Annotated in this window: 15 protein-coding genes; 9 read left to right on the top strand and 6 right to left on the bottom strand. The window is 47.1% G+C overall.

Annotated elements, in window-relative coordinates:
• Position 1 precedes the first annotated feature (1 nt).
• Genes KNO92_RS10065 through KNO92_RS10050 form a run of 4 tightly spaced genes read left to right on the top strand, consistent with a single transcriptional unit; the run spans position 2 to position 3,774 of the window.
• Positions 2-1,108, top strand: a complete 1,107-nt coding sequence (locus tag KNO92_RS10065) for an ABC transporter ATP-binding protein (protein WP_214761151.1) — start codon at positions 2-4, stop codon at positions 1,106-1,108.
• Complete coding sequence (locus tag KNO92_RS10060; protein WP_074033108.1) at positions 1,095-1,916, top strand: ABC transporter permease; 822 nt, start codon at positions 1,095-1,097, stop codon at positions 1,914-1,916. The genes KNO92_RS10065 and KNO92_RS10060 overlap by 14 nt, the downstream gene beginning before the upstream one ends.
• Positions 1,913-2,707, top strand: a complete 795-nt coding sequence (locus KNO92_RS10055; RefSeq protein WP_074033109.1) for an ABC transporter permease — start codon at positions 1,913-1,915, stop codon at positions 2,705-2,707. The genes KNO92_RS10060 and KNO92_RS10055 overlap by 4 nt, the downstream gene beginning before the upstream one ends.
• The gene (locus KNO92_RS10050; protein WP_214696315.1) at positions 2,704-3,774 is read left to right on the top strand and encodes an ABC transporter substrate-binding protein; all 1,071 of its coding nucleotides are present in this window, start codon (positions 2,704-2,706) and stop codon (positions 3,772-3,774) included. The genes KNO92_RS10055 and KNO92_RS10050 overlap by 4 nt, the downstream gene beginning before the upstream one ends.
• A 39-nt stretch (positions 3,775-3,813) precedes the next feature.
• On the opposite strand, the gene KNO92_RS10045 is transcribed toward KNO92_RS10050, so the two are convergent.
• The 3 genes from KNO92_RS10045 to adh form a co-directional block, all read right to left on the bottom strand.
• Positions 3,814-4,539 carry a nuclease-related domain-containing protein gene (locus tag KNO92_RS10045; protein ID WP_214696313.1) on the bottom strand — a complete coding sequence of 242 codons (726 nt, stop codon included), beginning with the start codon at positions 4,537-4,539 and terminating at the stop codon, positions 3,814-3,816.
• Between the two features lie 120 nt (positions 4,540-4,659).
• Entirely contained in the window at positions 4,660-5,022 is a 363-nt protein-coding gene (locus KNO92_RS10040; RefSeq protein ID WP_214747124.1) for a DUF779 domain-containing protein, read from the bottom strand.
• Between the two features lies 1 nt (position 5,023).
• Positions 5,024-6,544 carry an aldehyde dehydrogenase gene (adh, locus tag KNO92_RS10035; protein ID WP_214761149.1) on the bottom strand — a complete coding sequence of 507 codons (1,521 nt, stop codon included), beginning with the start codon at positions 6,542-6,544 and terminating at the stop codon, positions 5,024-5,026.
• A 223-nt stretch (positions 6,545-6,767) separates the two neighbouring features.
• Between adh and KNO92_RS10030 the strand changes: the two genes are divergently transcribed.
• Positions 6,768-7,301 (top strand): YceI family protein, encoded by a 534-nt coding sequence (locus KNO92_RS10030; protein WP_214696307.1) that lies wholly within the window; start codon positions 6,768-6,770, stop codon positions 7,299-7,301.
• A gap of 26 nt (positions 7,302-7,327) precedes the next feature.
• Here KNO92_RS10030 and KNO92_RS10025 read toward each other — a convergent pair whose 3' ends face one another.
• Positions 7,328-8,311 carry a metal-dependent hydrolase gene (locus tag KNO92_RS10025; protein WP_026826711.1) on the bottom strand — a complete coding sequence of 328 codons (984 nt, stop codon included), beginning with the start codon at positions 8,309-8,311 and terminating at the stop codon, positions 7,328-7,330.
• A gap of 88 nt (positions 8,312-8,399) precedes the next feature.
• Here KNO92_RS10025 and mutY point away from each other — a divergent pair, with 88 nt between their 5' ends.
• From mutY to KNO92_RS10005, 4 genes are all read left to right on the top strand, one after another.
• Complete coding sequence (gene mutY / locus KNO92_RS10020; RefSeq protein WP_214761148.1) at positions 8,400-9,434, top strand: A/G-specific adenine glycosylase; 1,035 nt, start codon at positions 8,400-8,402, stop codon at positions 9,432-9,434.
• On the top strand, positions 9,421-9,846 hold the full coding sequence (locus KNO92_RS10015) for a hypothetical protein (RefSeq protein WP_214696303.1): 426 nt from the start codon (positions 9,421-9,423) through the stop codon (positions 9,844-9,846). Before mutY ends, KNO92_RS10015 begins: the two co-directional genes overlap by 14 nt.
• An 89-nt stretch (positions 9,847-9,935) precedes the next feature.
• Positions 9,936-10,478, top strand: coding sequence for a nucleoside tri-diphosphate phosphatase (gene ntdP / locus KNO92_RS10010; RefSeq protein WP_015880896.1), 543 nt, complete (start codon positions 9,936-9,938; stop codon positions 10,476-10,478).
• Positions 10,479-10,517: 39 nt separating this feature from the next.
• Positions 10,518-12,266 carry an ABC transporter ATP-binding protein gene (locus tag KNO92_RS10005; RefSeq protein WP_214696301.1) on the top strand — a complete coding sequence of 583 codons (1,749 nt, stop codon included), beginning with the start codon at positions 10,518-10,520 and terminating at the stop codon, positions 12,264-12,266.
• Between the two features lie 34 nt (positions 12,267-12,300).
• On the opposite strand, the gene KNO92_RS10000 is transcribed toward KNO92_RS10005, so the two are convergent.
• Positions 12,301-12,696: a thiol-disulfide oxidoreductase DCC family protein gene (locus KNO92_RS10000; RefSeq protein WP_214696299.1), complete on the bottom strand. Its 396-nt coding sequence runs from the start codon at positions 12,694-12,696 to the stop codon at positions 12,301-12,303.
• A gap of 53 nt (positions 12,697-12,749) precedes the next feature.
• Positions 12,750-13,982, bottom strand: a complete 1,233-nt coding sequence (locus tag KNO92_RS09995) for an MFS transporter (protein WP_214761146.1) — start codon at positions 13,980-13,982, stop codon at positions 12,750-12,752.
• Positions 13,983-14,184: the final 202 nt, after the last annotated feature.

Genomic DNA, 14,184 nt, shown 5'->3' with positions numbered 1-14,184 from the left:
CATGAATGCAGAGACAATTATTCGTTTTGACCACGTGTCAAAGCGTTACGACGACACCGTCGTCCTAGAAGATATCAGTTTTGAGATTGAGCGTGGGAAGTTTTATACGCTTCTCGGTCCATCGGGATGTGGGAAGACGACAATCCTACGTCTCATCGCTGGATTTACCGACGCGACTGAAGGTGATCTTCACTTCAGTGGGAAGCGAATCAACGATGTACCCGCCAACAAACGACAAGTAAACACCGTGTTTCAAGATTATGCGCTGTTTCCTCATTTGAACGTATTTGAAAATGTCGCGTTCGGTCTTCGTATTAAAAAGTTGAAAGAAGCAGACATCAAAGCAAAAGTGGAGCAGGCTCTCAAGTTTGTTAACTTAGAAGGATACGGCTCGCGCGAAATCGATGAGATGTCAGGTGGACAGCGCCAACGTGTTGCCATCGCCCGCGCAATCGTGAACGAGCCAGAGGTCATCCTCCTCGATGAACCGTTGTCTGCCTTAGATTTGAAACTTCGTACAGAAATGCAATATGAATTACGTGAGTTGCAACAACGTCTCGGCATCACCTTCATCTTCGTCACACACGACCAAGAAGAGGCGCTCGCGATGTCCGATGAGATTTTCGTCATGAACAACGGGAAAATTGTTCAGAGTGGGACGCCGACTGATATTTACGACGAACCGATTAACCGCTTCGTCGCGGACTTCATCGGAGAATCGAATATCGTACCGGGTGTCATGCCAGAAGACAATGTCGTCACGTTCGCTGGCAAAACGTTCGATTGCGTCGACCAAGGGTTTGACCGTAACGAAAAAGTCGAGGTTATCATTCGTCCGGAAGACTTGGAGATGACATCCATCGATTCTGCGAAACTGATTGTCGATGTTGATTCACAACTGTTCCGCGGCGTTCACTATGAGATTTGCTGTTACGACCAAGAAGGGAACGAGTGGCTCGTTCACTCGACGAAGAAGTCGACCGTCGGATCAAAAATCGGATTGACGTTTGACGAGGAAGCGATTCACGTCATGCGATTAGGAGAGACAGAAGAAGAGTTCGACCGTCGTCTCGAATCCTATGAGGAGGCCCCTCATGAATCAAACTAACCAGACCGCAAAGACGGTATATTTGACGACATATTGGATTTGGATTGCCTTATTCGTCGTCGCGCCACTCGTCCTCGTCGTCTATTACTCGTTTTTTGATATCGACGGGAACTTGAGTTTAGAGAACTATCAGACGTTCTTCTCTTCGACGTACTTGTCGATGACGTTATCATCATTTTGGTACGCGTTCCTGATTACGTTCTTCTCGCTACTCGTCGGGTACCCGACGGCGTATTTGTTGACGAAGACGAAGCATAAACAGCTTTGGCTCTTGCTCATCTTGCTTCCGTCATGGATTAACTTGTTATTAAAAGCGTACGCGTTCCTCGGGATTTTTGGAACGTACGGCATCACGAATCAGTTTTTAGAGGCGATTGGGATTGGAACGAAGCAGATTCTCTTTACGGACTTCAGTTTCGTCTTCGTCTCGGTATACATTTTCATTCCGTTCATGATTTTGCCGATTTACAACGCGATTGAAAAATTACCACCATCTCTCGTCTATGCATCGCGCGACCTAGGTGCATCGAACTGGACGACGTTCCGACGTGTCATCTTCCCGTTGACGCTTGACGGCGTCAAGTCAGGGATTCAAATTGTCTTTATTCCAGCGTTGTCACTCTTCATGATCACACGCCTGATCGCAGGAAACCGTGTCATCACGCTCGGTACGGCGATTGAACAACAATTCCTCGTTACGCAAAACTGGGGGATGGGATCTACGATTGCCGTCTTCTTGATTTTGGCGATGGTTCTCGTCATGGTCATCACGCGTGACTGGGGTGCGAAAGGAGCGGTCCGTCGATGAAACGTAAACGATTCAAACTATCAAACCTATATTTGGCGGCCGTGTTCTTCATTTTATACGCGCCAATCTTATATCTCGTCTTCTACTCGTTCAACAGCGGCGGGACGATGAGTAACTTCGAAGGATTCACCCTTGAGTGGTATAAGTCACTCTTCACGGACACGCGACTTCTTGTCATCGTCTTGAACACGATTGTCATCGCCCTATTATCGGCGACAATTTCGACCGTGCTCGGTGTCATCGGGGCGCTCGCCATCTATACGGCGAAACAAAAGTATACGAAGACATCCCTGTTGTCTTTGAACAACGTCTTGATTGTCAGTCCGGACGTTATCATCGGGGCATCGTTCTTGATTCTCTTCACGATGCTCGGGATTCAGTTAGGCTTCTATTCGGTTCTCTTGTCGCACATTGCGTTCTCGGTTCCGATTGTCGTCATCTTAGTATTACCGAAACTTCAAGAGATGAGTCCGACGTTGATCGATGCGTCACGTGATTTAGGGGCAAGTACATGGGATGTGTTGACGAAAGTCATTCTCCCTTATATCACACCAGGTGTGTTCGCCGGATTCTTCACAGCACTCACGTATTCGTTAGATGACTTTGCAGTCACGTTCTTCGTGACAGGGAACGGGTTCACGACACTTGCAGTAGAAGTCTACTCGCGGGCTCGTCAAGGAATCTCGCTTGAAATCAACGCGTTATCTGCGATTTTGTTCGTCTTCACCCTCATCCTTGTCATTGGATATTATGTGTTGGCGCAACGAGGAGCAAAGGAGGTTAGACGATGAAAAAATTAATCATCATGCTGGCTGTTCCGTTGATTGTCAGCTTCGGTCTCCTTCTTTGGATTCAGCAACTGAACGCTGCGCAAGGATTTGGTGGCGACAATACGCTTGTCGTCTATAACTGGGGAGACTATATCGATGAGGACTTGATCGGTGAGTTCGAAGAACAGAGTGGACTAAAAGTTGTCTATCAGACGTTCGATTCGAACGAGGCGATGCTCACGAAAATTGAGCAAGGGGGTACGGCGTTCGATGTAGCCGTCCCGTCAGACTATGCGATTAGTAAGATGATTGAAGAGGATTTGTTGCTTCCAATCGACTACGAGAAGCTTGAGAATTTCGATAACATCGATCCACGCTTTCTCGATAAATCGTTTGACCCAGGTAACAAGTACTCGGTCCCTTACTTCTGGGGAACGGTCGGGATTGTCTATAATCCCGAAATGGTCGATGGTGAAATCACATCGTGGAACGACTTGTGGGAGATGCCGCTTGAAAATGACATCCTTCTTGCAGACGGAACACGAGAAGTAATGGGCTTCGGCTTGAACTCGCTCGGCTATTCGCTCAATACGACGAACAAAGATGAGTTGATTGAAGCGGAACAAAAGTTAGAAACGCTTTGGCCAAACATCAAAGCAATCGTCGGGGATGAAATTAAAATGTTGATGGCAAACCGTGAAGCAGCAGCGGCTGTCGTGTGGTCTGGAGATGCGTCGGAAATCATGTACGAAAATGAAGAACTAACGTATGTCATTCCAGAAGAGGGGACGAATCTTTGGTTCGATAACCTCGTGATTCCGAGTACGGCACAAAATGTAGATGGTGCGCATCAATTCATCGACTTCATGCTAGATGCCGAGATTGCAGCCCGTAATACGGACTATGTCGGCTATTCGACTCCGAACGAAGCGGCACTCGAGTTTTTAGATGAAGAAGTCACATCAGATGAGCGGTTCTACCCATCTCGCGACGTGACGCAAGAACTTGAAGTGTATGAAAACTTAGGGAAGCGGATGAACGCTTACTATAACGAATTGTATTTGCGCTTTAAAATGCAGAGTAAATGACAAGACATCCCTCACTCATTACGAGTGGGGGATGTTTTTTTACCGCTTATAAGCTGATTCGATGTCCTCGACATGTTTCATCATGACAGCTGCGTCGACTTGTGTGAAAGATAATAAGGTCTCATATAATTGTATTTGTTCATCTTGGTCGAAGACGAAATCTTGGTAGGTGGTCAACTGTTTAGCCCATTGTTGACGATTCAAAACGGGAACGTCTGATGACTCAATTTGTTTCAGTGTAGATCGATTGCTGAATACAATCCATGAATGGAGATGTGTTCGGTCGAGTCCGAGAACTTGCTCAATGGCTTTCAGGTGTAATTCATTTTGTTTGATTGGGTTGAAGAAGCGATGTTTTCTACGACGGGGAAGTGTCTGCGTCCAGTATTTGTCACGTGCACGCCCAAAAATCCATCCGCTATAATTTTTGGATTCAATGACATGGATTCCAGCCTGATTGATGAAGACGACATCAATCTCTGTTGTTCGATCTTTCTTTGAGGGATGAGGCAAATAAAGATTCGTCAATATGAGCGGTTGAGAGAATGTTGACTCGATGTCTGCCACACACAAATATTCACCATAAAGGCCTGTATCTTGAACGACTTTGACATATGAATGCCGTGTCTGTTCATAGTATTGACTTCGTTTGTAGCGTCTAATCTTGTAGACGATGATGGATGCGAGTATGAGAAAAATCGGTGTGAAGATCACAAGCAAGGTCACAAATATATTCTCTAATAATTCGGTAAGTAATGTAGTCATCGAAGGCCTCCCTTTTTCTCCACTATACATAAGAAATCAATTATATATGTATATTTTTTACAATTAAGGATAATCGTTTTTTGAAAATGAGAAAGGACCCATCGGAATGGGTCCTTTCTGTCATGCTTCATGTTTTAACGCGTCACGCTCTTCTTCTGTAAAGACTCGAGAACGTCCTAAAAATCGTTTCCCTTCGACACCCTCGAGGGAAAACATACCACCTCGACCATCGACCACATCGATAATGAGTTGTGTATGCTTCCAATAATCATATTGTTTCTCGTGGATATAGAATGGGGTGTCTCCGATTTCACCAAGGAGCACATCGTGATCGCCCACCATGAACTCGTCGCGTGGAAAGCACATGGGTGAACTTCCATCACAACATCCTCCCGATTGATGAAATAGAAGTGGGCCATGTTTCGATTTTAGACGTTCGATCAGTTCGAGCGCGGCGGGGGTGGCCTCGACTCGTTTCACCATCTTAGAAGAACCCGAGCTTCTGTTCGCTGTAGCTGACGAGCATGTTTTTCGTCCGTTGATAATGGCTAAGCATCATCTTATGGTTCTCGCGACCAATCCCAGACATTTTGTAGCCGCCGAACGCAGCGTGTGCCGGGTATGAATGGTAGCAGTTGATCCAGACGCGGCCTGCTTGGATTTCACGACCGAATCGATAGGCACGGTTCATGTCACGTGTCCACACGCCGGCTCCAAGTCCGTAGAGCGTATCGTTCGCGATGGCGAGTGCTTCCGCATCATCTTTGAACGTTGTCACCGATAAGACCGGTCCGAAAATCTCTTCTTGGAAGATGCGCATCTTGTTATGACCTTTAAAGATGGTCGGTTGAATGTAATACCCATCCGCAAGGTCTCCATCCATCATGTTACGTTCTCCACCGATGAGACACTCCGCGCCTTCTTCTTTCCCGATTTCAAGGTAAGAGAGGATTTTCTCCATTTGTTCGTTCGATGCTTGTGCACCCATCATGACGTCCGAATCGAGCGGATTGCCGAGTTTAATCGCTTTGACGCGCTCGAGCACACGCTCCATGAATTTGTCATAGATGGATTCTTGGATCAATGCACGAGACGGACACGTACACACTTCACCTTGGTTCAAGGCGAACATCACGAGGCCTTCAATCGCTTTATCGAAGAAATCATCATCCGCTTCCATGATATCTGCGAAGAAGATGTTCGGAGATTTCCCACCAAGCTCGAGTGTGACCGGGATGATGTTTTGTGAAGCGTACTGCATGATCAAGCGACCCGTTGTTGTCTCGCCTGTGAAGGCGACTTTGTCGACACGGTCACTCGATGCGAGCGGTTTACCTGCCTCGAGACCGAAACCGTTTACGATGTTCACGACACCTGGTGGCAATAAATCTTCAATCAGTTCCATAAGGACCATGATGGAAGAAGGTGTTTGTTCGGCTGGTTTTAAGACGACACAGTTTCCAGCCGCGAGTGCCGGAGCGAGTTTCCAGACGGCCATCAAAATCGGGAAGTTCCACGGAATGATTTGAGCGACGACGCCGAGCGGCTCATGGAAGTGATAGGCGACTGTATCGTTGTCGAGTTCGCTGATTCCGCCTTCCTGTGAACGGATCACACCGGCGAAGTAACGGAAGTGATCAATCGCGAGCGGAAGGTCGGCATTGAGCGTTTCCCGAACAGCTTTACCGTTCTCCCACGTTTCTGCATACGCGAGCATCTCGAGATTTTCTTCCATGCGATCAGCAATTTTATTCAAGATGACAGAACGTTCCGCGACGGACGTTTTGCCCCAATCCTCTTTTGCTGCATGTGCAGCATCCAATGCGAGTTCAATATCCTCTTTCGTGGAGCGGGCGACTTCACATAATACTTTCCCATTTACAGGAGATGTGTTTTCAAAGTATTCTCCACCAGCCGGTGCGGTCCACTTTCCGTTAATAAAGTTCTCGTAACGGTCCTTAAACTGTACTTTCGTTCCTGCTGAGTTCGGTACTTCATAAATCATGTTCGTTCCTCCCTTTTCATACGAGGTAGAGGAGTTATGTATGCGCTTACATTTTTAGGTAAGCGAACGACTCCCTTTTTTCATCGTAACGGTATGTTGTGATAAAAGTCAAAATTTTTTGACAATAATTTGTCAATCTTTTGTAAAAACGTTTTGAAGTCAAGGTTTTTGGTAATCAGTACATTGTGTACATCATTCAATTACCTATAAGGAGTGAACTAACATGGCGAAGACATATCAAGTTGACCCGGCGCACAGTTCCATAACCTTTACCGTTAAACATATGATGATTTCAAAGGTGAAAGGCGAATTTAAAGAGTTTGATATCGAAGCGAACGGAGACCCGAACGACTTGGCAAATGCGAGCGTAAAAGTGACGATTCAGGCAGCATCCGTGGATACAAACAATTCGGATCGAGACAATCACCTCCGTTCAGGAGATTTCTTCAATGCAGAAGAATATCCACATATCGTGTTTCAATCGACATCATTCCGCTCGAAAGGCGGCGGTGAGTTTGAATTGACAGGGGATTTGACGATTCGAGGAACGACACGGGAAGAAACGTTCGAAGTCGAGTATGAGGGAAGTGCAAAAGATCCTTGGGGGAACATGAAACACGCGTTCTCAGGGGAAGGTTCTCTCAACCGAGAAGATTATGGATTAACATGGAACCAAGCGCTCGAAGCGGGAGGTGTTCTCGTCGATAAGAAAGTCAAGTTTGAGTTCGAGTTGCAATTCACTGAAGCCGAGGCATAAGAAAAGTCGCTCAACCGAGCGACTTTTTATTGTTCGTATACTAGTTTTTTCTGAAGGCTATCTTCGCTGAATACCCAACCAGTAAAGGAAGATAATACTTCGTTTGACTGTTCGTCTACGATGACTACAGCGACGAACGGATACATATTTTTTGAGAAATAACGTAAGTTCGTGAAACGATATTCAATCATTCCGTTATGGCGTGTCACGGTATACGTGTGAATTTTTGAAAACTCGAGGAACGCCTGTAAATCTGCATTTTTTCGAGCTTCGACGAAATGAAGATCTTCTTCCCCAGGCATCGGTTTGTCGCGGAAGCGACCACACTCGATGACTTTCCCTTTCTTCACTTTCACGGCTCCGAGACCATCGCGGAAACGGACGGCAACGTGCCAATCATCCCAACCGATTCCTGGTGAGATAAATAGTTCATGTGCACCGGCAAAGTGTCGTGCCACAGTAGCGAGCGCACGGTTACGCAATTTAAACTGAATTGCATAGTAACTAATGACAAGCGCAATGAGCAATGCAAAAATAGGGACAGTCGCACCGGTAATCATCCATAATGCATATGCACCGTAATAAGCAGAGAACAAGTACGGATCAAACGTTCCGATGACACCCCAGCCAATCCATTTTTTCGAAAATGGCTGTAGCGCTTGCGTCCCGTAAGCGTTGAACAAGTCGACCGTGACGTGTAACAACACAGCGATTTGTGCCATGACCCATAGGGAGGCGGGATTGACGCCAAGCACCGTACCGATGACGGCACTGACGATAATCGGCCAAGCAAGCAGTGCGGTGATTCCGTGTGAACGACCGCGATGCTGGCGTAAATACGTACTATTTCCTTTTAACTTAAAGACGGTGTCGAAGTCTGGTGCATGCGAGCCGACGAGAGCCGTGGCTGTCATGGCCAGAAACATCTGTGCATCACCTGACACCTCCGGGCTGAGCGTCGCGATGGCACTTAAACCAAGTCCCATACCAATGTGTGTCGCAGTATCCAATGTGCTTCAGCACCTCCATCAATAAACACAATATAACGTCATCTATTCCTATTTATCATACAATATTTTTAAAACGAGGGGAAACACAATGCTTAATCTTGATAAATTGTTCACAAATTATAATATTCATCAATTCAATGAGGAATTGGTCACATGGTTCAATCGTGAAAAGCGTGATTTACCTTGGCGTCATGCGAAAAATCCATATCGTGTTTGGGTGAGTGAGGTCATGTTACAACAGACGAGAGTCGATACAGTCATTCCGTATTACAACCGTTTTATGGAACGCTTCCCGACACTTGAGGCGCTCGCTTCTGCTGAAACAGACGAAGTCGTCAAATATTGGGAAGGTCTCGGTTATTACTCACGCATCCGAAACTTACACGAGGCAGTCAAAGAAGTCGTTTCTGTTTATGATGGCATCGTCCCCGAAGAGAAGGAACGTTTCGAAAAAATGAAGGGAGTCGGCCCTTATACGACGGGAGCGGTGTTGTCGATTGCTTACAACCAACCGGAACCAGCAGTCGATGGGAACGTCATGCGTGTCATGTCCCGACAATTCGGGATCTATGACGATATCGCCGTACCGAAGACGCGTAAACTGTTTGAACAAGTCGTTCGTCGTTTGATGGATCCGACTCATGCGTCCGATTTTAATGAAGGCGTCATGGAATTAGGGGCGACGGTCTGTACACCGAAAAATCCGATGTGCTCGCTCTGTCCGGTCCAAGACACCTGTTATGCGTATGCCCACCACGTTCAAGATGAGCTGCCGGTGAAAACGAAAAAAGGAGCGGCACGTGTCGAAATGTATGACGCGCTATGTATCGAAAAAGATGGGAAAGTCGCCTATGAACAACGACCAGAAAAAGGACTGCTCGCTGGGATGTGGCAATATCCGCTTACCGAACGAGGAACGGGGGAACAGGTAAACGGAACTTATCTCGGGCAAGTGAAACACGTCTTCTCCCATATCGTTTGGTATATCGATTTATATCGAGTCGATACGCTCCCGACCGATGATGTCGTCTGGTTAGATGCCTCGGAGCGCGAGGTGAAGACGGTTTCTGTGGCTCAACAAAAACTAGAACGATTGGCAGGTGGTGAAAGTGAGACGATTTGATGTAGAGTCGACATACGATACGACGGTTGATACGCTATGGGATCTATTACAGGATGCTTCGCTTTTGACGAAGCTGACAAAGTTTCCTAAAGTACGTCTAATGGGGGATGGTGCCTCGGTCGAAGGCAATGAAGTGAAGTTGTTAATAGGGGTCGGTCCAATAGAATTGCCCTGGAATAGTGCCATCACGATTTCAGGGAACCGTGCGTTCTGTGATCAAGGGAAGACACTGCCGTTTCCGTTCAAACGGTTCACGCACGTGCACCGTGTCGAGTCGCGTGACGGAAAGGCGGTCATGATTGACGAAGTGACGTTCGATAGCTATGTCCCGAACATACTCGTCGAATATTTGGTGCTTCGTCCGATGTTTCAGGAACGGGCACGGGCCTTCCAAAAAACACTAAATTCCTGAAAATAAGAGATTTCCTTTTTCATTGGTTCTGAAAGTCGCTATAATTAAATATGAGAATTGTATAGCATCACAGCGGAAAGGAGGAGCTTATGAGCTTATTTCCCAAAGCAGGTAGCAAAATCGAGATACAGAGCTACAAGCACAACGGAACTTTGCATCGCGTTTGGGAAGAAACGCTCGTCCTTCAGTCGTCAAAAACGGATATGATCGGATTCAACGACCGCATCATGGTCAGTGAATCAGACGGTCGGCAATGGAGAACGCGTGAGCCGGCAATTTGCTACTTTTCATCTGAGTATTGGTTCAATGTCATCTGTATGATTCGCGAAGACGGGATTTACTACTACTGTAATCTAGGTTCGCCGACTACATTTGATGGGGATGAACGTGCCATCAAATATATCGATTACGATTTGGACATCAAGGTGTTCCCGGATATGTCGTATACGATTTTAGATGAAGATGAATATGAGCGGCATCGTCGCGAGATGAATTATCCGAAAGCGATTGATCGAATCTTGAAGCAGAACGTGCAAGAACTGATCAACTGGATTCGAGGACGGAAAGGGCCGTTCAACCCAACATTCGTCGATGAATGGTATCGCGAATACGAAGCACGTTACCGGAGATGATTCCTCATCTCCGCTTTTTTTCTTAATGAAGGAGGAACTATGGGTAGTATTAAACGTTATCTGCAATTTGTTAAACCTTATAAAAAACAAATTGCCCTAACGATTTTCGTCGGGATTTTAAAGTTTTCGATCCCGCTCGGATTACCGTTATTGTATAAATATGTCATTGATAATTATTTAGGTGACGATGCGCCGAGACAGGACTATACGACGCTTGTCTGGTTGTTCAGTATCGTCTTCTTCGTCTTCCTGGTTCTCAAGCCACCAATTGAATACTTGCGTCAATATTTGGCACAGTGGGCCGCGACCCGTGTCTTGTTCGATGTGCGGAACAGACTGTTCGATCACGTCCAGAAGTTGTCGCTTCGCTTTTATTCAAACAATAAGACGGGGCAAATCATTTCGCGGATCATCAACGACGTCGAACAGACGAAAGACTTCGTCATCACCGGCTTGATGAATATTTGGCTCGATATGATTACAATTTTCATCGCTATTGGAATCATGTATACGATTGATCCACAACTCACACTGATTGCCATCTTACCACTTCCGTTCTATGCATTTGCGGTCCGTTATTTCTATGGACGGTTGCGTCGCTTGACGCGTGAACGCTCGGCAGCGCTCGCTGATCTTCAGGGACATTTGACAGAACGTGTGAACGGGATGGCGGTCATTCGAAGTTTTGCGCTAGAGCCATATGAAAACAAGGCGTTCGAACAACAGAACGGCGGGTTCTTGAATGCGGCGCTTAAACATACGAGTTGGAACGCCAAAACGTATGTCGTCGTGTCAACCATCACAGATATCGCGCCGATCCTCATCTTCACAACGGCGACGTGGCTCGTTATTCAAGAACAGGTAACGCTCGGTACGCTCGTTGCGTTCATTGCTTATATTGACCGTCTCTATGCGCCGCTCGGACGTCTCGTCAACTCGGCGACGACACTCACGCAGTCGGTCGCTTCGATGGACCGTGTCTTTGAATTCTTGGATGAGACATATGATATCAAGGAGAAACCGAACGGATTCGTCCCACTGTCAACAGCAGGTAAAATCGATCTTGAGCATGTGAGCTTTTCGTATGAGCAGGACGGGACACGGGCATTGGACGATGTGAACCTTCAAATTCGCTCCGGGGAACGCGTGGCATTCGTCGGGATGTCCGGTGGCGGAAAGTCCACACTGGTCAGTCTGATTCCACGCTTCTATGACGTGACGGATGGAAGTATCAAAATCGACGGGGTCGATGTACGTGATTTCAAATTGCGTGCGCTCCGTGACCAGATTGGAATGGTTATGCAGGACTCCGTCCTCTTCAGTGAATCGGTCGCGATGAACATCCGCATGGGGAATCCGGATGCGACGGATGAAGAAGTCATCGCAGCGGCGAAGGCGGCTAACGCCCATGAGTTTATCTCGAAACTGCAAGACGGATATGCGACACCGGTCGGGGAGAAAGGTGTCAAGCTCTCCGGGGGACAAAAGCAACGACTTGCAATCGCGCGTGTGTTCTTGAAGAACCCTCCGATTTTGATTCTAGATGAGGCGACGAGTGCGCTCGACTTAGAGAGTGAAGCGATGATTCAAGACTCGCTTGCTCGTCTGACGAAAGGGCGGACGACGTTAATCGTTGCCCATCGCTTGTCGACGATCACCGACGCCGATCAAATCGTCGTTGTCGAGAACGGACAAATCATGGAGACAGGAACGCACGAAGAACTGATGCGTCGTCGTGGTGCCTATTATGATTTGTATATGATTCAAGATTTAGCCGTAGTTGAATAACGAAAAAGTCGAGTCCGTATAGGGCTCGACTTTTTTAGTGGTCTAAAAATCGTTTACGCACATCGGGGGAAGGGAGCGTGCACACTTCCTTCTTCCCGAATAGACGTGTTCGATGTTTGGCGAAGAGATCATATCCGCGATCACGAATCCATTTGGGTACGAATCGGATGAATCGGAGCAGGCGCCAACGGCCATCAAGGTGCTCGGCAATCCGAATCGCTGCGTCTGATTTCAAGTAAGGAACACCTTCTTCAATGTAGACGATACTGTCGACTGCTTCTGGGATTCGGTGTCGTGCTCGATACGAATGACCGACTTCGCTTTGGAGCGATGCAAAGTGAATCGAGGCATGTCGGTCGTGACGAATAATGAACTGGACACTGGCATCGCAAAAGTTGCAGTCTCCATCGAATAACACAATCGCAGGCAAGTGCTTCGCCTCCTTCATCGTACTGTTTTACCGTTTTGTCTTCATGTTAAACGTCAAGCCGCGAGTTGGCGAACGGGTTGCATCTTATATAGCGATACATAATACAAGTAAGCACCGAGGGCACCAAAGATAAAGATATACCCGCTCATGAAGATAGGACCGATGAACGCACCGACGACGATACCGGCTGCCGCGACGAGTTTGGCACCATGGAACGTCAGGCCGCCGAATGCAAGATAAGAAGCGCGTCGCTCAGGGTCGAGCAAATCGACTTGTTTCACTTGTCGAATCGGAGAGTAGAGAAGTTCACCAATCGTAAAGATGATTGCAAGTGCAGCGAGAACGATGAAGGAATTCATCGATGTGATGGCAGCATAGGCCGTCACGTACAACGATAATCCGACGAAGAAGACGGCTTTCTCTTTAAACCGCTTGACGAATGCGGTGACGGCGAACGTGATGGCGACGACGAGCAACGTGTTTTCAAGTTGCATAAAAGCCATCATGCGTACCCCGTCAAACGGTATTCCGAGAATTTGTCGACTTTCAAATGACTCGGCTAAATGGACACCGATGTAATTCGCCATATGAAACTCGGTCGAAAAGACGAGCATGCTTCCAAGGACGAAGGTGATCCAACGACGATCGCGCAACGCGATTTTATAGTTTTCGATGACCCCGTGAATCGGATTTGATGGAGTCGAACGGTTTCCTTTATACGTATCGACCAAATAACGTTGAAGCACAATCGTCGTGATTGTAAGAACGATTGTCATGCCGATGAAGAGGCCGAAGCGATGGTCTCGATAAAAGGCACCTCCAAGCATGACGCCTCCTGCGATGGCCAAATTGACGAGCCAATAGTCATATACATAGATGGCTTTTCGATTCGACTCTTCCATCGAATCGATGACGATCGCCTCGAGTGCCGGATAGTTCAATCCGTTCGACACGGCATGCCCGAAGTAAAGGATGGCGACGACGAGTGCCCAGTTGTTCGATGGGTGAATGGCGACGGTCATACCAAGAAAACAGATGATTTGAATCACCTGACCAATTTGTAAGATAACTTTCCGATTGAACCGATCGGAGAAGTACCCACCGAATAGGCCGGTCAAGTAGCCGACGATCACGAATGACGTCATGATGATTCCGGCGGGCACTTTACCAAGTTCTTCTGAAAAGTAGAGCGCCATGAATGGGAAAATGGCAGAGCCGACGATTCGAATGCAAAATCCACAAACGAGTCGCAAGCGGACGTTTAATGGAAAATCCTTAAATTTCATATTGTGAGCACCTCCTTGGTTCTACTGTAATGGGGGACGGTGCTCAATAAAAAGAGACAATTTTGGTGAAGATGTCCCCTTTTATACAAAGAAAAAAGAGATGCTTACGCATCTCAGCTTGTTGACAAATAACATGTTCGAACTCGTCCTTCCGGCGCCCACGCTTTCCGCAGGCAATCCCGGAGCCGCATCGCGACTTAAG

This window comes from Exiguobacterium sp. s129 (assembly GCF_018617585.1).
Taxonomy (GTDB): domain Bacteria; phylum Bacillota; class Bacilli; order Exiguobacteriales; family Exiguobacteriaceae; genus Exiguobacterium; species Exiguobacterium aestuarii_A.
The sequence above is the reverse complement of the archived record's forward strand: the minus strand, read 5'-3'. Positions and strand labels throughout refer to the sequence as shown.

Excerpts from the sequence above, each read along its gene's own strand:
- KNO92_RS10065 (WP_214761151.1), top strand. The coding sequence starts at position 2 with ATGAATGCAGAGACAATTATTCGTTTTGACCACGTGTCAAAGCGTTAC.
- KNO92_RS10060 (WP_074033108.1), top strand. The coding sequence starts at position 1,095 with ATGAATCAAACTAACCAGACCGCAAAGACGGTATATTTGACGACATAT.
- KNO92_RS10055 (WP_074033109.1), top strand. The coding sequence starts at position 1,913 with ATGAAACGTAAACGATTCAAACTATCAAACCTATATTTGGCGGCCGTG.
- KNO92_RS10050 (WP_214696315.1), top strand. The coding sequence starts at position 2,704 with ATGAAAAAATTAATCATCATGCTGGCTGTTCCGTTGATTGTCAGCTTC.
- KNO92_RS10045 (WP_214696313.1), bottom strand. The coding sequence starts at position 4,539 with ATGACTACATTACTTACCGAATTATTAGAGAATATATTTGTGACCTTG.
- KNO92_RS10040 (WP_214747124.1), bottom strand. The coding sequence starts at position 5,022 with ATGGTGAAACGAGTCGAGGCCACCCCCGCCGCGCTCGAACTGATCGAA.
- adh (WP_214761149.1), bottom strand. The coding sequence starts at position 6,544 with ATGATTTATGAAGTACCGAACTCAGCAGGAACGAAAGTACAGTTTAAG.
- KNO92_RS10030 (WP_214696307.1), top strand. The coding sequence starts at position 6,768 with ATGGCGAAGACATATCAAGTTGACCCGGCGCACAGTTCCATAACCTTT.
- mutY (WP_214761148.1), top strand. The coding sequence starts at position 8,400 with ATGCTTAATCTTGATAAATTGTTCACAAATTATAATATTCATCAATTC.
- ntdP (WP_015880896.1), top strand. The coding sequence starts at position 9,936 with ATGAGCTTATTTCCCAAAGCAGGTAGCAAAATCGAGATACAGAGCTAC.
- KNO92_RS10005 (WP_214696301.1), top strand. The coding sequence starts at position 10,518 with ATGGGTAGTATTAAACGTTATCTGCAATTTGTTAAACCTTATAAAAAA.
- KNO92_RS09995 (WP_214761146.1), bottom strand. The coding sequence starts at position 13,982 with ATGAAATTTAAGGATTTTCCATTAAACGTCCGCTTGCGACTCGTTTGT.